The following is a 23,691-nucleotide window of genomic DNA, read 5'->3' on the forward strand; positions in this document are numbered from 1 at the left end:
GGACCGGGCCGCCCAGCGGCGCGCCCGTACCGGGCCCGCTGCCGAAGGCCGCGGCGGCCGGGGACCCGACCAGGCCGGCCGCGCCGACGCCCGCGCCCACGACGGCACCCGCGAGCCCGGCGGCACCGGGTGCGGGGACGCCCGCGGCCGCGCCGGCGCCCGGACGCCGGGCCCGGTAGTTGGTCCGGTACGCGGCGGGGGAGACACCGAGCTGCCGACGGAAGTGCCCGCGCAGCGCGACCGGCGAACGGAAGCCGCAGCGGCGTGCCACGTCGTCCACCGACAGCTCCGAGGTCTCCAGCAGCCGCTGTGCCTGGAGCACCCGCTGGGTGATCAGCCACTGCAGCGGCGCACTGCCGGTGAGCGTGCGGAACCGCCGGTCGAAGGTGCGCCGGCTCATGTACGCGCGGGCGGCCAGCACCTCGACGTCGAACTGCTGGTTGAGGTTCTCCAGCGCCCAGGTCACGACCTCGGCCAGCGGGTCGTTCCCGATCTCTTCAGGTAATGACTGGTCGATGTACTGGGCCTGACCTCCGCCGCTGCGCCGGTTGGGCACCACCAGGCGGCGGGCCAGGGCGTTGGCGGCCTCCGCGCCGTGGTCGCTGCGCACCACGTGCAGGCACAGGTCGATGCCGGCGGCGGTGCCGGCGGAGGTCAGCACGTCGCCGTCGTCGACGAAGAGCTCGCGCGGGTCGACGTGTACCCGGGGGTAGCGCTTGGCGAGGGTCGGCGCGTACATCCAGTGGGTGGTGGCCGGGCGGCCGTCCAGCAGCCCGGCGGCGGCCAGCACGAAGGCCCCCGTGCACAGGCCGATGATCCGGGCACCCTCGTGGTGGGCCTTGCGCAGGGCGGCGATGGCCTCCACCGGCGGCGGTTGCGAGATCGACCGCCAGGCCGGGACCACGATGGTGCCGGCCCGGGAGAGCGCCTCCAGGCCGAAGGGGGCGGTGAGCGTGACGCCGCCGGTGGTGGTCAGCGGGCCGTCCTCGCCGGCGCAGACCAGCAGGCGGTAGCGCGGCACCCCGGCGTCCTGGCGGTCCACGCCGAAGACGGACAGCGGGATCGAGCTCTCGAAGATCGGTGCGCCACTGAAGATCAGGACGGCCACCGTCTCCCGGCGGCGGCGCCCGGCGAGCTTGCGCGGGGCGTTGCTGACGCCGGGACCCAGGCTGCCGCCGCTGCTCGGGGCGGAGGTCAGGGTGGTGGGGCCCGCGCCGACGGCGGCCGGGCCGCCGCCGAGTGGGCCCGGGCCGGCCGGGCCCACGGGGGTGGCGGCGGTCGTGGCGAGCAGCCCGGGCACCTGGTCCGGGCCGACCGGGTGGCCCGACGTGCCGGGAGCTCCACGGAGACCGCGGGCGGCACCGTGCGCGGGTGCTCCGCCCAGCGTCGTCGTGGACAGTGCGGCCGCGGACACGGCTGCTGAGGACACGGCTGCTGAGGACAGGGCGGTGGTGGACATCGCGCCGGCTCGCGGCGCGGGCCCGGGCCCGGGCGACGCCGTCGACATCGCGGCGGCCGGGGGTTCCTGACGGAGGATCGGGCGGGTGGTGAGCTGGGCGCCGGTACCGGCCTTGGCCTGGGGGGTGAGCGTGGTGGAACTTCGCGGGATCCGGCCCGCCCGGCCGACCGGGGACTGGCCGCTGTCAGGACCTGTCTCGCTCCTGCTCACCCTGTTCAAGGCGCCCAAGCCCCCTCGGTGGTGTGGTGTGGTGGTGCGGCACTGCTCAACAAGATCGAATCTACTGGGTGGACCGTTGCCGTTGTGACAAGTTCACCATCCGACGCTATGTCGACATGGCAATTTGGCGTGATGCATTCGATCACGAAGCGTGGCACCCGTCGACCCCCATGGGAAGGGGGCGGTGGGAGCGGTGGCCCGTTGCGGTACGGCGCACCCCTGATGGCGCGATGCGCCCGTCCCGTACGGGTGCCCTGGCCTGCCCCGATGGCCAACCTCTGCCAGGTGGACCAAAACTGACTGAAAATCGGCGTTGCGGAGCAGGGGCGCACGATGGATGCGTGCGCCCTGTAGACACATCGCAGGCGCCGGGCTGACGGTCGGTCGGCCACAGGACTGACGGCGCGTCGGCCACTCGGGCAGCGGCGCGTCGGCCACTCGGCTGACGGAGCGTCGAGTGGGTGTCGGCGCGGGGTGACGGTTGCGCGCCGAGCCGACGCAGAGCCGGCGGCCGGTGGTGACCCGTGGGCGACCGGCTGGCGGTCCGCTCGCCGGCCACCGACGTCACGCCCGCCGGCTCGAACAGGCCACCTCCGGAGACAGCACCTGAGCGCGGCGCGGGGGCGATCCGGCCGGGCCTCGCGCGTGCGAGTGGCCGGGCCTCGCGCGTGCGGGTGCTCGCGCAGACCGGGAAATGCGCAGCGCCTGCTCCGTGAACGATCTGGTAGCCGCCCGTCGGTGTTCCGGCGTGGCCGCTCACCATGACGGCCCGGGCGGCAGCGGGCCGTAACGGGGCGCCGCGCCTCTCTATTGCCCGGGACCGTGCCGCTCGTTGCCCGGGACCGCGCGGACCATTACCCCGGTCCGGGTGGCGCGACCCCGGGCGGAGATATCCGACCTCCCAGCGTCCGGGTATTTCATAGACCTGTGGGTGCGGTTGGGTGCGGGACCGCTCCTTCTCGCACGGCGCCGCGTTCGACGGCAGGCGGGGCGTTCACACGTGGAAGGCGCTCGGTGGAAGGCACTCACACGTGGAAGGCACTGGGCCGTCGAACGCGGTCCGGTGCGGAATCGGCGGTGCGGCATTCCTGTGCGGTCGGATCCGTCGCGGCCGACCCGTCTGCGGGCCTGGTGGCCGGTTCGGCGAGGATCAGCTCGATGGCCCCGGGCAGGTCCGGGGTGCTCAGGGTGGGGCGGTAGCCGAGCTCGGACCACGGGCGCCCCCGGTCCAGCCAGATGCTGCGGATGCCGGCCAGCTGGGCGCCCGCGATGTCCGCGGGGCCGTGGTCGCCGACCATCCAGGCCTCCGCCTGCCAGCCGCTGTCCGGTTCGACCCCGCAGCGCTGGGCGGCGATGTCGAAGATCAACGGGTCCGGCTTCTCGCAGCCGACCTCCTCGGAGACCACCCAGGCGTCGACCAGTGCGTGGAGGCCGGACAGCCGCATCTTCTCCATCTGCGGACCGGTCCCGCCGTTGGTCACCACCACGAGGGTCCAGCCGGCGGCCCGGGCCGCCCGCAGCGCCGCCACATGAGAAGTGGGGCAGTGGATATGAGAATTGACCCCCCGCCGATAGTGGGCCACCAAGTCCTCCGGAGGCAGGTCCAGCCCGTACCGGCGCTGGACCGCGCTCAGCACCGTACTGCGGGGGACGTAGCCGCTGCCGTCGATGGTCGTGAGCCAGCTGAGTTCGGTCGCCGGAAGACCGTGTTCGTGGAGGAAGTCCGTGGCCCAGGCGCGGAATGCCGCATCGCGGGGGATCAGCGTGTTGTCGAGGTCGAGCAGCAGCAACGGCATGCGCTGCATGCTGCCAGTGGGTACCCGGTGCCGGAAGGGAAACCGCAGATCGGAGTACCTGGCGGGGCGGAGTTGGCCGGAGCTGCTCGGTCGGCACAGCTCAGCGGTCGCAGTTGTCACATCATCCTCATCAAGCCCATGTTCAGTTGAACGTCGCAGCAACCGTGCGTGGCCGACCTGTTGCGTCCACAGACTCCGTCGGGCAAGCTCCTTGGAACCGCGCGAGGCGGGGTGTCATCCGTTCATACGGGGCGCGCGCCGATTACCTCGCGCCGCCGCCATTAGCGGGATCGTTGCCTTCCCCCAGGCGCAATGGCTGGGCTGGCAGGTTCTGCCGTCGTACGCTGAAAGGAACAGGTCACTTACGGTGCAGCTCGGCCTCAACCGACCACGTTCCTATGAATGGCCTGCCGCCTGGGCAGCGCTGTCCTTCCTGTCGGCCCATCTCACTCGAAGAGTCTCGATTCATGGCCGGTTTTGAGCCTCCCCGATCCGCAGACCCGTTCCGCATTCCCGGGGCCGCGGAGATCTCCTCGACGGAATCGCTGCCCGGTGCGTCGCGGTCACCTCAGTCGTCCCGGCCCGGCCGGGCCGACCTGCCGGTCGGCGACGGAGCGAACCGTCGTCGTTGGTTCATGTCCTGGCAGCGCCGCAGGCACTCGGCGCCGGCCGAGGTTTCGGATGGTGCCGGTACCCGTGGCGGGGCCGGCGAGGATGGCGGAGGCGACGTGAAGTCCCGGCACCCCAAGCAGTCGGCTCTGCCCGGCGGGGAGACCCCCGCTCCGCAGACCGAGAGCTCTCGCTCCTGTGACCCGGCCTTCCAGCACGGTGTGGTGGTCGGCTTCGACGGTTCGCTCTCCAGCGAGCGGGCGCTGGCCTACGCGGTCGGCATGGCCCGCCGCTCCCAGTGCGGCCTGGTGATCGTGCACGTGGCCAACCGGCTGCCCACCACCGTGTGGGCGGGTTGCGAACCTCCCGTCTTCGTCGACGGCCCCGACTACCGCACCGAGGTGCTGGGCCTGGAGCTGGCCTGCGCGGACTTCTTGAACGGTGTGCCGTGGATCCTGGTGGAGCGCGGCGGCGACATCTGCCACGAGATCGAGGAAGTCGGCAAGGAGTACGCGGCCGACGCCATCGTCGTCGGTACCACCCACGGGCTGCTGGGCCGCTTCTTCGGTTCGATCTCCGGTCGACTGGCCCGCCGCGCCAACCGCCCGGTGATTGTCATTCCCTGAGCCGCTTTCAGGGGATCTGGTCGTACTCGTTCTTCTGTCGTCGGCTGTTTGTGTGCGCCGGTCGGAATATCATCCGGTCCTGAAAATGTGCCCCGGGCGCTGGAATTTCTGGGCACGGGAAAGCAAGCGGTCGTCGTTCTACAGGACGGCCTGATCGTCATGACCGCCGAGTCGTCCGGTGTCAGGGATGACGTGTCGGGGGATGATGTGTCGGGGATTTGTGTCGGGGTTTTCTTCGGGCGCGCCGGGACCGAGCAGTCGCCGGCTGCTCTCCGGGTGTCGGTGGTTCGATCATGGTGGCCCGGAAGGCGTGCCTGGGCGGTCGGCGTGGGGGCCGGGGCGGGGGTTCGGCGCGGGGGTTCGGGGTGCCCCAGGGCGAGGACCGGCCCGGACCGCCGGGACGGGAGCGCCGATGCTCGGCCCAGCAGCTCGAGAGCCCGGCGTGGCACTCGATCCTGGGCCTCGCCGCAGTGCTCGGTGCGGCCGTAATCAGCCACCGCAGCTCGACCGTGCGGACCCGGCGGACCAGGCCCGCCCGCGCGCAGGGGTCGGACGGGGCGGGTGATTTCGCCGCCTGGAGGTCAGCCCTCACCGCGGAGCGCGGGGATCGCCCACGGGCAGGGCAGCACGGGGCAGCAGCGTCGGCAGCGCTGGGCAGTGCGGGGAAGGCCGGGACACGGCGCCGTACGTCGGGCCACCGGAGACGGATGGTGTGGGACAGGGGTCAGGCAGAGCAAGGTGAAGATGATGCCGCCGATCGGCAGGCCGGGCCCGACCGGCGGACCGGCAGCATCATGCTTCCCCAGGTGCTGGGCAGACTGGGTGTCAGATCAGGAGCTCATGCCCAACTCGCGGGCGATCAGCATCCGCTGGACCTCGGAGGTGCCCTCACCGATCTCCAGGATCTTGCTGTCGCGCCAGAAGCGGGCGACCGGGTACTCGTTCATGAAGCCGTAGCCACCGTGGATCTGGGTGGCCTCGCGGGCGTTGTCGACCGCGGCCTCGGAGGAGTAGAGCTTCGCGATGGCGGCCTCCTTCTTGAACGGCTCGGCGAGCAGCAGCCGGGAGGCCGCGTCCCGCCAGGCGAGGCGTGCGACGTGCGCGCGCATCTCCATGTCGGCGATCTTGAACTGGATGGCTTGGTTGGCCCCGATCGGCCGGCCGAAGGCCCGCCGGGTCGCGGAGTAGCTGAGTGACTGGTCGACGCAGCCCTGGGCCAGTCCCGTGGACAGGGCGGCGATGGCGATGCGGCCCTCGTCGAGGATCCGCAGGAACTGGGCGAAGCCCCGGCCGCGCTGGCCGAGGAGGTTGGCTTCGGGGACTCGGCAATCGGTGAAGGACAGCTCGCGGGTGTCGGAGGCGTTCCACCCGACCTTGCTGTACTTCTTCGACACCGTGAACCCGGGGGTGCCGACGGGAACGATGATGGAGGAGATTTCCCGCTTGGGCGAGCTTTCCGGCCCTCCCTCACTCGAACGAGCGAGCGGTTCGGTGAGCGCGGTGACGGTCACCAGCCCGGTGATGTCGGTGCCGGAGTTGGTGATGAAGCACTTCGTCCCGTTGATCACCCACTCCCGGGTCGCCTCGTCGAAGCGGGCCGTGGTCCGGCTGGCGCCCGCGTCCGAGCCGCCCTCCGGCTCGGTCAGGCCGAAGGCGCCGAGGATCTCGCCGGAGGCGAGCCGGGGCAGCCACTCGCGCTTCTGCTCCTCGGTGCCGAACCGGTAGATCGGCATGGCGCCCAGCGAGACGCCGGCCTCCAGGGTGATCGCCACCGAGGAGTCGACCCGGGCCAGCTCCTCCAGGGCCAGGCAGAGCGCGAAGTAGTCGCCGCCCATCCCGCCGTACTCCTCCGGGAACGGCAGGCCGAACAGGCCCATCCGCCCCATCTCCTTGACGATCTCGTACGGGAACTCGCCGCGCTCGTAGAAGTCGCCGATGGTCGGGGCGACCACGTCGTTGGCGAACTCGGCGACCGTGCGGCGAAGCTCCTCGTACTCGGAATCCAGTCGGTGGTCGAGCATCTGATCCTCCAGTGTTCGCCCGTGAGGGTGAGCCGGGCGCAGCGGGTGTGCGACGGTGGTCGCGGGTGCGGGGCGTGCGGGGCGTGCGATGGCGCGCGCGAGCAGCGTGCGGAACGCGGGGCGCGGCCACCGGTTCCGGTGCGGGCCGTCGTGCCGGGGCCGGTGGGGCCGGCCAGCGCCTGGACGGCGCGCGACGGGCTCGGGCGGCCGAGCCGACCGGCCATCCAGGCGCTGGTGCCCGCCAGCCGGGCCAGGTCCACCCCGGTCTCGATGCCGAGGCCGTGCAGCATCCAGACCAGGTCCTCGGTGGCCAGGTTGCCGGTGGCGCTCTTCGCGTACGGGCAGCCGCCCAGTCCGCCGGCCGAGGAGTCGACCACGGTCACGCCGTGCCGCAGCGCGGTCAGCGTGTTGGCCAGCGCCTGCCCGTAGGTGTCGTGGAAGTGCACGGCGAGCCGCTGCACCGGCACGCCGGCCCGGTCGAACGCGTCCAGCAGCGTGCTCACCTGGCCCGCGGTGGCGACGCCGATCGTGTCGCCGAGGCTCAGCTCCGCGCACCCGAGCTCCAGCAGTCGCAGGCCCGCCTCGACCACCTGGCCGGGCGGGACGGCGCCCTCCCAGGGGTCGCCGAAGCACATCGAGAGGTAGCCGCGGACCGTCGCGCCGGCCGTCAGCGCCCCGGACACCACCGGGCGGAACATCTCCAGGGCCTCGGCCACGGTCCGGTTCAGGTTCTTGCGCGCGAACGTCTCGGTGGCCGAGGCGAAGACCGCGACCTCGTCGGCGCCGCGGGCCAGCGCCCGTTCGAGGCCGCGCTCGTTGGGCACCAGGACCGGCAGCCGCAGGCCCGGGTACTGGTCGCGCAGCCCGGTCACCCGCGGCAGCAGCTCCTCGGCGTCGGCCAGCTGCGGCACCCACTTGGGGTGGACGAAGCTGGTCGCCTCCACGGTGCGCAGCCCGGCGGCGGCGAGCCGCGCGATGAACTCGGCCTTCACCTCGACGGGGACCAGGGCGCCCTCGTTCTGCAGGCCGTCCCGGGCGCCCACCTCGTGGATCCGCACCCGGGCCGGCAGCGCCGGGTCGCGGACCACCTCGGGCAGCCCGAGGGCGAGCACACCGGGCTCGCCGGACTGCTCCGGGCGGGTGGACCCGGTCGCCCCGTCGTGCTGACCCGTCATCAGGACGCCACCTCCTGCTCGGTGCGGGCGGCGCCGGTGGGCTCCGCCTCGGGGACGACCACGGCGAGCAGCTGGTCCATCGCGACCGTGCCGCCCGCGGTGGCGTGCAGCTCGCCGACCGTGCCGTCGTGCGGCGCGGAGATCACGTGCTCCATCTTCATCGCCTCCAGCACCAGCAGGGCCTGGCCGCGCCGGACCACCTCGCCCACCGCGGTCTTCACCACCGTGACGGTGCCCGGCATCGGCGCGGTCAGCGCGCCGTGGTGCGCGTCGGCGGCCGCACCGCGGTCGGTCACCGGGTCGTAGGGGTGCACGGCCCAGCTGTCGCCGTCCGAGCCGAGCCAGAGCACCGGCCCGGAGCCGGTCGCGGGCGCGCCGTCGGTGGCGAGCGCGAAGGTGGAGCGCAGGCCGTCCAGGGTGAGCGAGAGCCGGTCGGCGCCGAGCACGGCACGGGCCCGCCGGACCGGTCCGTCACCCAGACGGACCAACAGTTCCGGGAAAGCCCTTGACGGATCCTCAGATCCCTGGATTACCCTCTCGGCACTGACAGGTCGTACTCGCACCGACACCGGCTCCTGCCCGGAGGTACGGAGTCGGTGCGTGGTCCAGGCCGGCTCGCCGGCCAGGCGCCAACCGGAAGGGAGCGCGAACGGATCGGCCCACCCGTCGGAGGCGGCGGGGGCGAGCCGCAGGTGCCGCACCAGGGCTGCGGCGAGGTAGACGGCGTCCGGGACGGTGGCACCGCGCGCCGGTGAACCGGTCGACGGCGCTCCCGCGTCGGGCGACGCGGTGGTGACCGAGGTGGCTGCTCCGGAGGCGGGAGCGGCGAGGGGCTCGTGAGGGGCGTACCGGTCGTGGTGGTCGTCTAGCAGTTCGGGGTGCTGCTGGACGGCCCGCTCGACCAGCCCGGTGTCCAGCCGCCCGGCGACCACGTCCGGGTGCGCGAGCAGACGGCGCAGGAAGCCGGTGTTGGTGGTCAGGCCCAGGATCCGGGTGTCCGCCAGGGCAGCGCGCAGCCGCAGCAGCGCGGTGTCCCGGTCGGGTCCGTAGGCGATGACCTTGGCCAGCATCGGGTCGTACGCACTGGTGATCTCGGTACCGGCGGTGAGGCCGGAGTCCACCCGGACCCCCTCGCCCGTCGGCTCGCCGAGGAGCAGGATTCGGCCGCCGGTGGGCAGGAAGTCCCTGGCCGGGTCCTCCGCACAGATCCGCGCCTCCACGGCGTGGCCGAGGAAGGAGAGGTCCGACTGGCCGAACGACAACGACTCACCCGCGGCGACCCGCAGCTGCCACTCGACCAGGTCGAGCCGCTCGGCGGGCGCCCCGTCCCGGCTGACGACCAGCGCCAGCTCGGTCACGGGGTGCTCGACCTGCAGGCGGGTGTTCATCTCCATGAAGAAGAACTCGCGCACCGACGACCCGTCAGCCGACGCCGGGTCGGCGGCGGGGTCGGCGCCGGGCACGATGAACTCCACCGTGCCGGCCCCGGTGTAGCCGCAGGCCTCGGCCGCCTGGACGGCGGCGGCCCCCATCGCGGCCCGCGTCTGCGGGTCCAACAGGACGGAGGGAGCCTCTTCGATCAGCTTCTGGTGCCGGCGCTGCAGACTGCACTCGCGCTCACCGAGGTGCACGGTGGTCCCGTGGGCGTCCGCCAGCACCTGCACCTCGATGTGCCGGGGGCTGTCGACCCAGCGCTCCAGCAGCAGGGTGTCGTCACCGAAGGCGGTGCGGGCCACCCGGCGGGCCGCGGCGAGCTCGGCGGGCAGCTCGGCGGGATCGCGGACCAGCCGCATGCCCTTGCCGCCGCCGCCGGCCGAGGGCTTGATCAGCACCGGGTAGCCGATCTCCTCGGCCGCGCGGACCAGATCCTCGTCGGACGTGGCGCCACCGCGGCTGCCGGGCACCACGGGAACGCCGACCGCGCGGACCGCCTCCTTGGCGTTGATCTTGTCGCCCATCAGCTCGACGGCTGCCGCCGGCGGGCCGATGAAGACCAGGCCGGCCTCGGCGCAGGCCCGGGCGAAGCCGGGGTTCTCGGCCAGGAACCCGTAGCCGGGGTGGATCGCCTGGGCGCCGGTGCGCAGCGCCGCGGCGATGATCTGGTCACCCCGCAGGTAGGTCTCGGCGGCGGAGCTGTCGCTGCGGTCGGCGGGGCCCAGGCGGACCGCGAGGTCGGCCTCGCGGACGTGCCGGGCGTCGGCATCGGCGTCGCTGTAGACGGCGACCGACCGGACGCTGAGCCGTCGCAGGGTGCGGATCACCCGAACGGCGATCTCACCGCGGTTGGCGACCAGGACGGTGTCGAACATGGGAGGCGTTCCTCCGGGGCGAGGGGCGAAGGGACAAGCACGGAGAGGGGTGCGGTGCGTCTGCGGTGGCGGCCCGGTACCTGATCGGCCGGGCCGCCGACCGGGTCACATGCGGAAGACGCCGTACGGAGCCGGCGGGGCCAGCGGGGCGTTGGCACAGGCGGTCAGGGCCAGGCCGACTGCCGTGCGGGTGTCCATCGGGTCGATCACGCCGTCGTCCCAGAGGCGGGCGGTGGCGTAGTAGGCGTTGCCCTGGCGCTCGTACTGCTCCCGGACGGGGCGCTTGAACTCCTCCTCCGCCTCGGTCGGCCAGCCCTCCCCGCGGGCCTCGAACTGGTCGCGGCGGACGGTCGCGAGCACGGAGGCGGCCTGCTCGCCGCCCATCACCGAGATCTTGGCGTTCGGCCACATCCAGAGGAAGCGGGGTGAGTAGGCCCGGCCGCACATCGAGTAGTTGCCGGCCCCGTAGGAGCCGCCGATGACCACCGTCAGCTTCGGCACCCGGGTGCAGGCCACCGCGGTCACCATCTTCGCGCCGTGCTTCGCGATGCCGCCCGCCTCGTACTGGCGGCCGACCATGAAGCCGGTGATGTTCTGCAGGAACAGCAGCGGGATCCCGCGCTGGTCGCAGAGCTCGATGAAGTGCGCGCCCTTCATGGCGGACTCGGCGAAGAGCACGCCGTTGTTGGCCACGATCCCGACCGGGTGACCGTGGATCCGGGCGAAGCCGGTGACCAGGGTGGCGCCGTACTCGGCCTTGAACTCGGCGAAGCGGCTGCCGTCCACCAGTCGGGCGATCACCTCGCGGACGTCGTAGGGGGTGCGCGGGTCCACCGGCACGGCGCCGTAGAGCTCGGCCGGGTCCACCGCGGGCGGCTCGACGGCGGTCAGCGGCCACGGGCGGGTGGGGCGCGGCCCGAGACCGGCCACGATGGTGCGCACGATGTCGAGCGCGTGCTCGTCGTTCTCGGCCAGGTGGTCCGTCACGCCCGAGGTGCGCGAGTGCAGGTCGCCGCCGCCGAGCTCCTCGGCCGTGACGACCTCGCCGGTGGCCGCCTTCACCAGCGGCGGACCGCCGAGGAAGATGGTGCCCTGGTTGCGGACGATCACGGCCTGGTCGCTCATGGCCGGGACGTAGGCGCCGCCGGCGGTGCAGGAGCCGAGCACCGCGGCGATCTGCGGGATGCCCGCGGCCGACAGCCGGGCCTGGTTGTAGAAGATCCGGCCGAAGTGGTCCCGGTCGGGGAACACCTCGTCCTGCATCGGGAGGAAGGCGCCGCCGGAGTCGACCAGGTAGATGCAGGGCAGCCGGTTCTCCAGCGCGACCTCCTGGGCGCGCAGGTGCTTCTTCACCGTCATCGGGTAGTAGGTGCCACCCTTCACGGTGGCGTCGTTGGCGACCACCATGACCTCGCGGCCGGCCACCCGGCCGATCCCGGCGATCACGCCGGCGGCCGGTGCGGCGCCGTCGTAGAGGCCGTCGGCGGCCAGCGGGGCCACCTCCAGGAAGGGCGAGGCCGGGTCGAGCAGGGTGTCCACCCGGTCGCGCGGCAGCAGCTTGCCGCGGGCGGTGTGCCGCTCGCGAGCCTTGGCGCCACCGCCGAGCGCGGCGGTCCGCAGCTTCTCGCGCAGCTCGTCGACCAGTACCTGGTGCGCCTCGGCGTTGGCGCGGAAGGCCGCGGAGCCCGCGTCGACGGCGGAGCGCAGCCGAGGCGCCGGCGCGGCCGCGGCCGGGTCGGCCGCCGTGGCGCCCGGTGCGACGGAAGCGGTGCCTCCCGGAGTGCCGGCTGCCTCCCATGGATGCTGAGAGGTGAGGCCGGGCGTCGACAGGGCCATCCCAAGAGCTCCCTTGCTCCCGTAACGCGCGGGCGGTGGGGCCGGTGGGCCGTCGCCGCAGGTTAATGGTCGTTAACACCTGCGGCCCAGGTTAACCATCGATAACCCCCCTGTCTACGATGGGGCCCATGTCGAACAGTCCTGTCGCCCCCGCGACCCCCCGTCGCGACCAGATCCGCCGCGAGGCTGCTCGGCTGTTCGCCGCCCGCGGCTTCCTCGGCGTCGGGGTGGACGAGATCGGCAAGGCGGTCGGCATCAGCGGCCCCGGGCTGTACCGCCACTTCTCCGGCAAGGACGCGATGCTCGCGGACCTGCTGGTCGGCATCAGCGAGCGGCTGCTCGACGAGGGTCGCCGCCGGGCCGGTGCCGCGCAGACCCCGGCGGCCGCGCTCGACGCGCTGATCAGCGGGCACGTGGACTTCGCGCTGGACGACTCCGACCTGATCACCCTGCACGACCGCGAGCTGCTCCACCTGAAGGAGGAGGACCGGCGCCGGGTGCGTCGGCTGCAGCGCGAGTACGTCGAGCTCTGGGTGGCCGCGGTGCAGGGGGCGTTCCCCGGACTGGCGGCGCCGACCGCCGAGCCCGCCGCGCGGGCCGCCGTGCACGCGGTCTTCGGCCTGCTCAACTCGACCCCGCACAGCATCGGCGTCCGGCCGGCCGCGGCCCAGCCGGTCGGCGCACTCGGCGCACTCGGCACGGTCGGCGCACTCGGCGCGGACGGTGCGGCCGGACCGGACGGCGCGGGGGTTGGTGCCGTCGACCGGGCGGCGCTGCTGCCGCGCGCCGAGATGGCCGGCCTGCTGCACCGGTTGGCCCAGGGGGCGTTCACGGCCGCCGCCGTCCCGGACGTCGCGCACCGTGCCGCCCGCCACCTCGCGGAGGGTGCGGCCGACGTGCCCGGCGCCGCGCGCGCCTGAGCGGGTCGCCCCACTCGGTCGGCCGAACCGCCGCGGCCCGACGCGCCGCCCGGCTCGCCCCCCTCACCGGCTGCCCCGATCCGCACTCCGTACCCGTCCGCACCTGCTCCGCGCCCGCTCGGCCTTCAAGCCCGCACCCGCTCCGCCCTCAAGCCCGCACCCGCTCCGCGCCCGCCTGCGCCTCCTCGGCGCGTGGCCCTAGGCCGAGCGCCCCGCGTGCCTCCGTCCAACGGCCGGTGCGCCCAGTGCCTCCTATGGCGCAGCCTGGGAGGGAAGGAAAACCGGCCGAGGACCGTTGGTTCGTGCCAGGTCAGCTGTGCCAGCCCGTCGGTCCGTCGTGGACGACCGCTTCCAGAAATGGTTAGTATCCCTAAATATGCCTGAGACTCACGGCTCCACCAGGGAGATACCCGCAGCGGAGACGGCCGAGGGACCGGCCACCGCCGCGGGGTCCGCCTCCGCGACCACCGGCACACCCCCGCCGGCGCCCGCGCCGACGCCAATGTCCGCCCCCACCCCCGCCGCCGACGCGCCGACCGCCACCGCTCCGCCCCAGGGCTGGCTGCGCCGACTGGGCGGGTACTGCTGGCGCTACAAGCGCAATTTCCTGCTCTCCTTCGGTGCCTCGCTCGGGGGCATGGCGGTGACCGCCCTGGTCCCGCTGGTCACCAAGCTGATCATCGACGACGTGATCACCGCGCACACCCGGTCCCTCGCGCCGTGGGCCACCGCACTGATCGTCGGCGCGCTGCTCGTCTTCGGCTTCACCCAGATCCGCCGCTACACCGCCGGCCAGCTCGCACTGGACGTCCAGCTGGACCTGCGCACCGACCTGTTCCGCTCGCTCAGCCGCTTCGACGGCACCCGGCAGGACCGGCTGGACACCGGCCAGATGGTCGGCCGCGCCACCTCCGACCTGCAGCTGGTGCACGGCCTGATGTCGATGCTGCCGATGATGACCGGCAACCTGCTGCTCTTCGCGATGTCCATCGCGGTGATGCTCTGGCTGTCGCTCCCGCTGACCCTGATCGCCCTGGTGATGGGGCCGGCGCTGTGGTGGGTGGCCACGCTCAGCCGCAAGCGGCTCTTCCCCGCCACCTGGGCCGCGCAGCAGGAGGCCGCCGCGGTCGCCGGCGTGGTGGACGGTGCGATCGGCGGCGTCCGGGTGGTCAAGGGCTTCGGGCAGGAGACGCAGGAGCTGGACAAGCTGGAGCGGGCCTCGCACACCCTCTACGCCGCCCGGCTGCGCGCGATCCGGCTGAACAGCCGCTTCACCCCTGCACTGCAGGCGATCCCCGCGCTCGCCCAGGTCGCGGTGCTGGCGCTGGGCGGCTGGCTGGCCGTCAACGGCTCGGTCACCCTGGGCACCTTCGTCGCCTTCTCCACCTACGTCGCGCAGATGACCGGCCCGGTCCGGATGCTGACCATGGTGCTGACGGTGGGCCAGCAGGCCCGGGCCGGCGTCGAGCGGGTCTTCGAGCTGATCGACGAGCGGCCGCTGGTCCAGGAGTCCCCGCAGGCGCACACCCTCGACCCCGCCGAGCTCGACCCGGCCGCCGTGGCCCGGACCGGGACCCCGGCGCTCGAGTTCGAGCTGGTCGACTTCCACTACCAGCCGGCCGCCCCCGCCACCGGCGCCCCCGCCACCGGCACCGACAGCCCTGCCCCCGGTTCCGCTGCCCCCGGTTCCGCTGCCCCCGGCACGCCCACCGCCGGTGGGTCCGCCGTCCCGGTGCTGCGCGGCCTGAGCCTCGCCGTCCAGCCCGGCGAGACGCTGGCCCTGGTCGGTGCTTCCGGCTCCGGGAAGTCGACCGTCGCCCAGCTGATCCCGCGGTTCTACGACCCGACCGGCGGCGCGGTCCGCCTCTACGGCCACGACCTGCGCGAGCTCACCCTCGACTCGGTGCGCTCGGTGGTCGGCATCGTCCCCGAGGACAGCTTCCTCTTCTCCGACTCGGTCCGGGTGAACATCGCCTACGGCCGCCCCGACGCCACCGAGCAGGAGATCGAGGCCGCGGCCCGGGCCGCCCGGGCCGACGGCTTCATCCGCGAGCTGCCCCAGGGCTACGACACCAAGGTGGGCGAGCAAGGCCTGACCCTGTCCGGTGGCCAGCGCCAGCGCATCGCGCTGGCCCGCGCGATCCTCTCCGACCCGCGGGTGCTGCTGCTGGACGACGCGACCTCGGCCGTCGACCCGCAGATCGAGGCCGAGATCCACCAGGCCCTGCGCACGGTGATGGCCGGCCGCACCACGGTGCTGATCGCGCACCGCCGCTCCACCCTGCAGCTCGCCGACCGGATCGCCGTCCTGGACCGCGGCCGGCTGCTCGACCTCGGCACCCACGAGGAGCTCGAGGCCCGATGTCCGCAGTACCGCGCGCTGATCACCGACCCGGACGCGGAGCTCGGCACCGCCGGCCCCCGGCCCGCGCCCGTCGCCCCGGCAGCAGCCGCCCCCGCGGCAGCGGCTCCCGCGGTCGCCGGCGCGGCCGTTGCCGGCACCGCGCCGGGCGGGCCCGCCAAGCGCTCCGCCACCGCGGCCCGCTCCGGTGACCCCGAGCTGCTCGCCAAGGTCGCCGCGCTGCCCCCGGCCACCGACACCCCGGCCGTCCCGCTCGCCGACGCCACCGCCGGTGACCCGGACTTCACCCTCGCCCGCCTGCTCAAGCCGTTCCGCGCCCCGCTCGCCGTGGCCTTCCTGCTGCTGGCGCTGGACGCCGGGGCCGGTCTGCTGCTGCCGGTACTGATCCGGCACGGCATCGACAACGGCGTCACCAAGGGGGCGATGGCCGGAGTCACCGCCGCCTCCGCCGTCGCGCTGGTGGTCGTGCTGATCGACTGGCTGGTGCAGGGCACCGAGACCCAGGTCAGCGGTCGCACCGGTGAGCGGGTGCTCTACACCCTGCGGCTGAAGATCTTCGCGCACCTGAACCGGCTCGGGCTGGACTACTACGAGCGCGAGCTGACCGGGCGGATCATGACCCGGATGACCACCGACGTGGACGCACTCTCCTCGTTCCTGCAGACCGGTGTGGTCACCGCCGTGGTCAGCCTGCTCACCTTCTTCGGCATCTTCGCGGCGCTGCTGATCATCGACGCCGGCCTGGCGCTGATCGTCTTCACGGTGCTGCCGGTGCTGGCGGTCGCCACCCTGGTCTTCCGCCGCAAGTCGACCCAGCAGTACCACGAGTCCCGCGAACTGATCAGCTCGGTCAACGCGGACCTGCAGGAGAACGTCGCCGGCATGCGGATCGTCCAGGCCTTCCGCCGCGAGGACGACACCGTGGCCCGCTTCGTGTCCCGCGGCTGGGACTACCGCCAGGCGCGGGCCAAGGCGCAGCTGTACATCTCGCTCTACTTCCCGTTCGTCCAGCTGCTCTCCAGCGTCGCCGCGGCCCTGGTGCTGATCGCCGGTGCCTCGCGGGTGGACAGCGGGACCCTGACGGTCGGTGCGCTGGTCGCCTACCTGCTCTACATCGACCTGTTCTTCGCCCCGGTCAACCAGCTCTCGCAGATCTTCGACGGCTACCAGCAGGCCGCCGTCGGCCTCAGCCGGGTCCGTGAGCTGCTGCGCACCCCGACCAGCACCCCGCCCGCCGCCGACCCGGTGCCGGTGCAGCGGCTGCGCGGCGAGATCCACTTCGACCGGGTCGACTTCGCCTACAACGGCGGCGGCGAGGGCAGCCCGGACGTGCTGACCGGCATCGACCTGCGGATCCCGGCCGGCCAGACCGTCGCCCTGGTCGGCGAGACCGGCGCGGGCAAGTCGACCCTGGTCAAGCTGGTCGCCCGGTTCTACGACGCGACCGGGGGAGCGGTGCGGATCGACGGCACCGACATCACCCGGTTCGACCTGGCCGACTACCGCCACCGGCTCGGCGTGGTCCCGCAGGAGGCGTACCTGTTCGCGGGCACGGTCCGCGAGGCGATCGCCTACGGCCGCCCCGGGGCGAGCGACGCCGAGGTGGAGGCCGCGGCCCGCGCGGTCGGCGCGCACCAGATGATCAGCTCGCTCCCCGGCGGCTACCAGCACGAGGTGGCCGGGCGCGGTCGGAACCTGTCGGCCGGTCAGCGCCAGCTGATCGCGCTGGCCCGGGCCGAACTGGTGGATCCGGACATCCTGCTGCTGGACGAGGCGACCGCCGCGCTCGACCTGGCCACCGAGGCGGCGGTCAACAACGCGTCCGACCGGCTGCGGGCCGGCCACCCGGACCGCCCGGGCGGCCGCACCACCCTGGTGATCGCGCACCGGCTCACCACCGCCGAGCGGGCCGACCGCGTGGTGGTGCTGGACCACGGCCGGGTGGTCGAGGACGGCACCCACGAGGGGCTGCTCGCAGCTGACGGGGCGTACGCCAAGCTCTGGCGCGCCTTCGTCGCCGACGGCCACCTGGAGCCGGCCGACGTCGCGAGCTGAGCCGCCCACCACCCCGCGGGGGCCGTGCCCAGCAAGGGCGCCGGCCCCGCGGGGGGGACGGCTACCGCACCGGGCTCGTGCCGCCCCGGCCGGACGGTCACAGTCGGCTGAAAAGCGTCACCAGCCGTGAGTGGTTCGATCACGAAGCTGTCTCGGGTGTGCGCCAACTCGGTCGACACCCGGCCGACGGGGTGGCATCAGGTTCTCGGGCACCGCACCGACCTGGTAAACAGTCGGAGCGGCCACGCGGAGAGCGGGGCGCGATCCCCGGAACCACCCTCAGGTCGAGAGGCCCCCTGCCCATGTCTTCGCGCATCCGCGAGGCGGGGCGCACTACTGCGCACCACCCTTCCCAGCCGCACACCGGCTCACCCCTGCCCTACGTCGCGCTCTTCGCAGCCGGTGCCCTGCCCGCCTACCTGGCGCCCGGCATCGTCGGCCGGCTGACCGGCGACCTGCGACTGACGCCCACTCAGGCCGGGGCGGTCGGCTCGGCCATGCTGCTGGCCTCCGCGCTGGCCGGCATCGCGCTGGCCGGCCGGGTCGGCAGACTCGGCGCCGCCCGCCTGGCCCGGGCGGGCCTGGTGCTGGAGCTGGCGGGCTTCACCGTGGCGGGGACGATGGCGGGTCACCCGGCCGCGGCGGACGGTCCACCCCTGGTGCTGCTGCTGGGCTGCCTGCTCGGCGGGCTGGGCGCCGGCACCTGCGCCGCCGTCGCCGGCACCGGCATCGCCGCCGGTGACCGGCACCGCACCACCGTGCTCGCCCTGCTGACCACCTCCGGGACGGCCGGCGCGCTCTACCTGCTGCTGCCGCACCTGGGGCGCGGCCACGCGCTGCCGTTCCTGGCCCTGGCGCTGGCCGCCGCGCTGGCCTTCCCGCTGCTGCTGAGGCTGCCCGGCCCACCGCCCGGAGCGGTGCCCGGGCCGGTGCCCGCCGCCGCGGCCGGGCACGGCGTCGGCCTGGCGCTCGCCGCCTGCATGGTGCTCTGGTCGGTCGCGCAGAACGCCCTCTGGGGCGTCAGCGGACAACTGGGCCTGCACCGCGCGGGCCTGAGCGAGTCGCGGCTCTGCCTGGTCCTCGCAGTCGCCCTGGGCAGCGCCCTGCTGGGCGTGCTGGCCGCGGGACTGCTGGGCGACCGGGCCGGCCCGGTGCTGCCGGTCGCGCTCGGGACCGGGGCGATCGCGGCCTGCGTGGTGCTGAGCGCGACCGCCACCTCGGCGCCGGCCTTCGCGGTCGGCGAGGTGCTCTGGAACGCGCTCTACCCGCTGGTGCTCAGCTACCTGATCGGGGCGGCGGCGGCGCTGGACCCGAGCGGTCGGTGGACGGTGCTCACCGGCGCGGCCTCCGCGCTCGGCGTGGCGGGCGGACCGCTCACCGGCGCCGCCCTGCTGGCCGGACTCGGCGCCCCGCGGTTCGCCGCGGTGCTCGGCACCGCCCTGCTGGCCACGGCGGTGCCGCTGGGCCTGGTGGCCCGGACCGCGGCCCGTCGGTCGGGCGCCGCGCCCGGGGGCGCACCGCTGGTCCCGACCCAGCGCGCGGGAAGCCCGACGGCGGCCACGGCGTGATCCGGACGACGCGCCCGGCAGCCTGACGGGCGGTCAGGTCGAGATCAGCGAGGAGAGCAGCCCGGACACCTCGGTCCCGCGCGGCAGGTCGCTGACCTGGCCGTCGCCCACCTCGACCACCATCCAGCCGCCGCCGTCCGCCCGCAGTGCCAGGTCGGTGGTGACGAACCGGCAGCCCAGGGAACGGACCAGGGACCGGACCACGGTCAGGTCGGGCGCGGGGAAGACCTCGGGCGTGTCGGGGTGCGGACCGGTCAGCACCGGCTCGCCGTCCACCCACCAGACCCGCGCCTCGGCGGCCCGCTGGGCCCGCTCCTCCGCCCCGTCGCCCGCCGCGGCGGCGGCCGCGCCGTAGCCCTGCGCCGGAGCCAGCGCGTGGAACCGCCGCAGCACCACCCCGCCCGCCAGGTACTCGCCCTGCAACTCCACGAACCGGTCGACCACCTTGGTCACCCCGGCCAGGTCGGCCAGCTCCGGGATGTAGCAGGCCTCGTGCCACTCGTGCTTGCGCGACTTCACGAAGTCCTTGACGATGGCCGGCCCGCGTCCGCCCAACCGCTCCACCGCCTCGGCCAGCTCGGCCGGACCGCAGTCCGCCGCCAGCCAGACGCTGTCCGGCGTGGCCCCCTCGAAGGTGCCGTACCAGCCGGGCAGTTCATGGGCGGTGGCGTAGGCCGCGGCACTGGTCAGCAGGTGGCAGCCGCGGTCGGCGAGCGCCTTGACGAACCCCGCGTAGGCCGGCACCGGCAGCATCCAGCCGCGGTACCAGGCCGGCCCGGTCCCGGAGGGCACCCGGCGCACCGCCTCGGCGGGTTCGCCCGCGAGCAGCGCGTCGTGGTCCACCAGTGCCGTCTCGCCGCCCAGCCCACGGACCAGTTGGGCCTCGTAGGAGTAGTGCGGGTCGACGCGACGCGGGTTCAGCGGATCCTGGGGCAGCAGGATGGTCGGGGCTGGCATGGCCCACAGGGTAGCGGCGCGAGCACGACCGAGCGCCCGGTTTGCGCAGCCTCGCGCGTCGGGCGGGCACCCGGATCGGCGCGCCGCGCCGCGCGTCGGGAGCGCGGCCGGGCGCACGGCCGCCCCGAGGGAGCGCGCACGACCGTCGTGGACACCGGCGACGCTCGGCTGACAGAGTGAGCGGATGCGAACTCCTCGGCGGGCGGCCCGCACTGTGGTGCTCGACCCGGTGGGCGCGGTCTTCCTGCTCCGTTCCGACAACGTCGAGGTCGGGGTGCACTGGTGCCCGCCCGGCGGGGGACTGGACCCGGGGGAGAGCCCGGAGGAGGCGGCCTGCCGCGAGCTGCGCGAGGAGACCGGCTGGACCGACCTGCGGCCGCAGACCCTGCTCTGCACCTGGGAGCACGACTTCAGCTGGCACGGCATCCCGGTCCGCCAGTCCGAGCGGATCTACCTCACCGACGGCCCGCACCGGTCACCGCAGGGCGATCTGCGCGCCGTGCACGCCAAGGACCGGATCCTGGACTGGCGCTGGTGGACCCCCGAGGAGCTCGCGGCACCGGACGCGGACCCGGTCTGGCCACCGCCCCTGTCCCAGCTGCTCGCCGCCGTCCGGGCCGCCCGGGTGGCGGGCCGTCCCGACCCCGCACCGGTGCACCTGGGGTACCTGCCCGGGCAGCCGCAGCCCGCCACGGGCGCCCGGCGGCGCACCGGCAATTGGTGGCAACGGAGCCCCTGGCGCAGTTAGCCGCCCTGCCCGGCGGCGTGGCGGTACCTCGGCGCGGGGGCCGATCAGCCGCGCCGGCGCCGGTCTCCGGTCACCTGCCAGTCGCGCGGGCGCAGTTCGCGGTCGTGCAGCGCGTCGACGTTGACCACCACGGTCAACTCCGCCTGCCGCAGCTCCTCGCGACCGAGTCCGGTCGCGCTGAGCAGCAGTTCGGTCGGGACCGAGATCGCGATGGAGGAGCGCCAGGCCGGCAGGATCGCCAGCGTGGTGCCCTGCCCGACCTTGATGAGCTGCACGCTCACCCGGCGGTTCGTCTGCTCCTCGACCCGCCCGGTGGTCACCACCGCAGGTCGCGGGCTGCCGATCAGCACGCCGAGCGGAGCCTCCGGACGGATCGCCTCGGCCGACGGCGGGGCAGCGGTGAACGGCGCCGCGGCCCGCTCCGCCGGCTCCGCGACGGGGGCCGGCGACACCGGGACGGCCGGCACCGCAACGCCGCCGATGCCCGCGACCCCGCTGCCGGTGCCCGTCGCCCGCATCCGGCGCGCGGGCGCCTGGCGACGGATCCGCGGGCGCGGCCGACCGATGCTGGACACCCAGTCGTCGGCCACCGGGGCGGGCACCTCCGACGGCACCGCGTCGGCGGTGCCCGGGTGCGGCAGCGGCACGCCGCCGGGCTGCGCCGCCGCGCTCGGGTCGGCACCGGCCAGTGTCAGCAACTCCCGTACCTCAGCGACGGATTGATGGCTCGCCACGGCCAAGTCGTCCAGCTGGGCGCCTTGTTCGTAGGCAGCGCGCAGCCGCGAAGCCAGTCCGGTGAGCAGCCTCGCCGTGGTCGCGGCACCCGCGTCGGGACGGTCGGCTGACGAACCGTCGGCCGCTCCCGGGTCCGGGGGCGCGGCGACGACCGGCCCGCTCTGGGCGGCAGCCGGCTGGTTCGGCGTGTCCTTGGGTATGAACGGCGTGCTCATCGGTTGGTCCTCCGGTGTACAGTCCGCCCGAATCCTGCCGTACCTGAGGGGGAACGTCCATGGGACCCTCAATGAAACCGGACAACCGGACAATCGGCCCGTCGCAGCCGATGGACAGTCAGGAAAACGGAGAACAGGTATGGACACCCCCGACCGCGCCGTCACCGAGCTCACCCGGCCGCGCCGCCTGGTCCCGGGGGACCGGGTGGCCCTGGTCGCGCCCAGCGGCCGGGTCGACGGGGAGCGCCTGGCCGCCGGCTGCGCCCTGCTCCGCGCCTGGGGACTGGAGCCGGTCGTGGGCGCCCACGTGCTCGACATCCACCCCCGGTTCTCCTACTTCGCCGGCCTCGACGAGGCCCGGGCCGCCGACTTCCAGCAGGCCTGGCTCGACCCGACCGTCGCCGCCGTGCTCTGCGCCCGCGGCGGCTACGGTGCCCAGCGGGTGGTGGACCTGCTCGACTGGGACGTGCTGCGGGCGGCCGGTCCCAAGGCCCTGATCGGATTCAGCGACGTCAGCGCGCTGCACGAGGCGGTCGCACAGCGGCTCGGCCTCTCCTCTCTCTACGGACCGATGGGCGCCGGCATCTCCTTCGTCTCCGACCCGGGCACCGCCGAGCACCTGCGGCGCACCCTGTTCGAGCCGGAGAGCGTCCAACTGCTCACCGGACCGCAGGCCGGACCGCTGGTCCCCGGCCGGGCGCACGGCATCACCGCAGGTGGCTGCGCCGCCGTCCTCGCCGCGGAACGGGGCACCCCGGGCGCCCGCCCCTCCTTCGCCGGCGCGATCCTGCTGTTGGAGGACACCAACGAGAGTCCCTACGCACTGGACCGCATCCTCACCCAGCTGATCCGCTCCGGCGCACTGGACGGGGTCCGCGGGATCGCACTCGGCTCCTGGGAGGGCTGCGGCGATCCGGGGCGGGTGCGCGACGTGATGGCGGAGCGGGTCGCCCCGCTCGGCGTCCCGGTCCTGTGGGAGCTCGGCTTCGGCCACAGCCCCGCCACCCTCACCGTCCCGCTCGGCGTGCCCGCCGTGCTGGACGCCGACGCGGGCACCCTCACCATGGCACTCCCGGCCCTGGCCTGAACCCCGGGCACCTCCTTTATGGTGCAGGGATGACGTCCGAACCGACCGGTCCCCGCACCCGGCCCGCCGACTTGGTGGCCGAGCTGCTCCGCCACCTGGGCAGCGCACGCCACGGCGGCCGGTCCATGCTCGGCCTGACCGGCGCCCCCGGTGCCGGCAAGTCGAGCCTGGCCCGGCACTTGGTCACGGAGGTCAACCGGGCCGCCGGCGCCGGCACCGCGGCCTACGTGCCGATGGACGGCTTCCACCTCTCCAACGCCCAGCTCGACCGCCTCGGCCTGCGCCACCGCAAGGGCTCACCGCCCAGCTTCGACGTGCACGGCTACGTGACCCTGCTCCGGAGGCTGACCGCCGACCGGTTCCACGAGGTCTACGTCCCCGACTTCGACCGCACCCTGGACGAGCCGGTGGCCGCCCGCCACCTGGTGACCCCGAGCACCCGCCTGGTCGTCACGGAAGGCAACTACCTCGCCGCCGAAGAGCCCGGCTGGTCCGAGGTCCGCCCCCTGCTCCACGAGGTCTGGTACCTGGACGCACCCGACGACCTGCGCGCCGAGCGCCTGATCGAGCGTCAGCTCGCGATCGGCCGCGACCGCCCCAGCGCCGTGTCCTGGGTGACGGAGAACGACCAGCCCAACGGCGAGTACGTGAAGCGCAGCCGTGGGCGCTGCACCCGGATCCTCCGGATGGCCGATTTGCCGTTGCTCGGCACCGGGAGTAGTGTTCTCTAGTCGCTCGGCAGGGAGCACCGGACACGCATCTGCGCGGACGGTCCCGGGGCGGCCACTCTCTCGAAACACCATTCCCAGTACGACAACCCTCTTTTGCGCGCCGTCGCAGGGGGCCCTGTTTTGCTGTGCCTGCATTTCGAATGAGAGTGCCCGGAGAAGTCCGGGACCGGCCCGGATTCGCTTTTCGGAGCGGAGTTGGGCTAAAGTTCAACACGTCGGACGGGCCGTCAGGTCGCAGAAGACGAAAGCGAGTCGGTAAAGAG

Annotated in this window: 14 protein-coding genes and 1 pseudogene; 7 read left to right on the forward strand and 8 right to left on the reverse strand. The window is 73.9% G+C overall.

Features of this window, described 5'->3' with window-relative positions:
• Positions 1-1,168 (reverse strand): helix-turn-helix domain-containing protein (locus tag ACFW1A_RS20705; protein WP_380410590.1); only part of this gene is annotated, 1,168 nt, incomplete at its 3' end.
• A gap of 1,535 nt (positions 1,169-2,703) precedes the next feature.
• Positions 2,704-3,474, reverse strand: a complete 771-nt coding sequence (locus tag ACFW1A_RS20710) for an HAD family hydrolase (RefSeq protein ID WP_380410579.1) — start codon at positions 3,472-3,474, stop codon at positions 2,704-2,706.
• Between the two features lie 758 nt (positions 3,475-4,232).
• Between ACFW1A_RS20710 and ACFW1A_RS20715 the strand changes: the two genes are divergently transcribed.
• Entirely contained in the window at positions 4,233-4,709 is a 477-nt protein-coding gene (locus ACFW1A_RS20715) for a universal stress protein (RefSeq protein ID WP_380410591.1), read from the forward strand.
• An 830-nt stretch (positions 4,710-5,539) separates the two neighbouring features.
• Here ACFW1A_RS20715 and ACFW1A_RS20720 read toward each other — a convergent pair.
• The 4 genes and pseudogenes from ACFW1A_RS20720 to ACFW1A_RS20735 form a co-directional block, all read right to left on the reverse strand.
• Positions 5,540-6,730, reverse strand: a complete 1,191-nt coding sequence (locus tag ACFW1A_RS20720; RefSeq protein ID WP_380410580.1) for an acyl-CoA dehydrogenase family protein — start codon at positions 6,728-6,730, stop codon at positions 5,540-5,542.
• Between the two features lie 170 nt (positions 6,731-6,900).
• Positions 6,901-7,905, reverse strand: a pseudogene (locus tag ACFW1A_RS20725) (hydroxymethylglutaryl-CoA lyase); the annotation flags it as partial.
• Complete coding sequence (locus tag ACFW1A_RS20730) at positions 7,905-10,214, reverse strand: acetyl/propionyl/methylcrotonyl-CoA carboxylase subunit alpha (protein ID WP_380410581.1); 2,310 nt, start codon at positions 10,212-10,214, stop codon at positions 7,905-7,907. The pseudogene ACFW1A_RS20725 and the gene ACFW1A_RS20730, both read right to left, overlap by 1 nt.
• A 105-nt stretch (positions 10,215-10,319) precedes the next feature.
• On the reverse strand, positions 10,320-12,050 hold the full coding sequence (locus tag ACFW1A_RS20735; protein ID WP_380410582.1) for a carboxyl transferase domain-containing protein: 1,731 nt from the start codon (positions 12,048-12,050) through the stop codon (positions 10,320-10,322).
• Between the two features lie 128 nt (positions 12,051-12,178).
• Between ACFW1A_RS20735 and ACFW1A_RS20740 the strand changes: the two genes are divergently transcribed.
• The 3 genes from ACFW1A_RS20740 (at position 12,179) to ACFW1A_RS20750 (ending at position 18,955) form a co-directional block, all read left to right on the forward strand.
• Entirely contained in the window at positions 12,179-12,970 is a 792-nt protein-coding gene (locus tag ACFW1A_RS20740) for a TetR/AcrR family transcriptional regulator (protein WP_380410583.1), read from the forward strand.
• A 502-nt stretch (positions 12,971-13,472) separates the two neighbouring features.
• On the forward strand, positions 13,473-17,387 hold the full coding sequence (locus tag ACFW1A_RS20745) for an ABC transporter ATP-binding protein (protein ID WP_380410592.1): 3,915 nt from the start codon (positions 13,473-13,475) through the stop codon (positions 17,385-17,387).
• A gap of 302 nt (positions 17,388-17,689) precedes the next feature.
• Positions 17,690-18,955: an MFS transporter gene (locus ACFW1A_RS20750; protein ID WP_380410584.1), complete on the forward strand. Its 1,266-nt coding sequence runs from the start codon at positions 17,690-17,692 to the stop codon at positions 18,953-18,955.
• A 33-nt stretch (positions 18,956-18,988) separates the two neighbouring features.
• Here ACFW1A_RS20750 and ACFW1A_RS20755 read toward each other — a convergent pair whose 3' ends face one another.
• Positions 18,989-19,912: an ATP-grasp domain-containing protein gene (locus tag ACFW1A_RS20755; RefSeq protein ID WP_380410585.1), complete on the reverse strand. Its 924-nt coding sequence runs from the start codon at positions 19,910-19,912 to the stop codon at positions 18,989-18,991.
• Between the two features lie 184 nt (positions 19,913-20,096).
• Between ACFW1A_RS20755 and ACFW1A_RS20760 the strand changes: the two genes are divergently transcribed.
• On the forward strand, positions 20,097-20,660 hold the full coding sequence (locus ACFW1A_RS20760) for an NUDIX hydrolase (RefSeq protein WP_380410586.1): 564 nt from the start codon (positions 20,097-20,099) through the stop codon (positions 20,658-20,660).
• A gap of 44 nt (positions 20,661-20,704) precedes the next feature.
• Here ACFW1A_RS20760 and ACFW1A_RS20765 read toward each other — a convergent pair whose 3' ends face one another.
• Positions 20,705-21,610, reverse strand: coding sequence for a hypothetical protein (locus ACFW1A_RS20765; protein ID WP_380410587.1), 906 nt, complete (start codon positions 21,608-21,610; stop codon positions 20,705-20,707).
• 139 nt (positions 21,611-21,749) lie between these two features.
• Between ACFW1A_RS20765 and ACFW1A_RS20770 the strand changes: the two genes are divergently transcribed.
• Both ACFW1A_RS20770 and ACFW1A_RS20775 read left to right on the forward strand, forming a co-directional pair.
• Positions 21,750-22,697, forward strand: coding sequence for an LD-carboxypeptidase (locus ACFW1A_RS20770; RefSeq protein ID WP_380410588.1), 948 nt, complete (start codon positions 21,750-21,752; stop codon positions 22,695-22,697).
• A 29-nt stretch (positions 22,698-22,726) separates the two neighbouring features.
• Positions 22,727-23,428: a nucleoside/nucleotide kinase family protein gene (locus tag ACFW1A_RS20775; RefSeq protein ID WP_380410589.1), complete on the forward strand. Its 702-nt coding sequence runs from the start codon at positions 22,727-22,729 to the stop codon at positions 23,426-23,428.
• Positions 23,429-23,691 lie beyond the last annotated feature (263 nt).

Source organism: Kitasatospora sp. NPDC058965 (assembly GCF_042741245.1).
In the GTDB taxonomy this organism is placed as follows: Bacteria; Actinomycetota; Actinomycetes; order Streptomycetales; family Streptomycetaceae; genus Kitasatospora.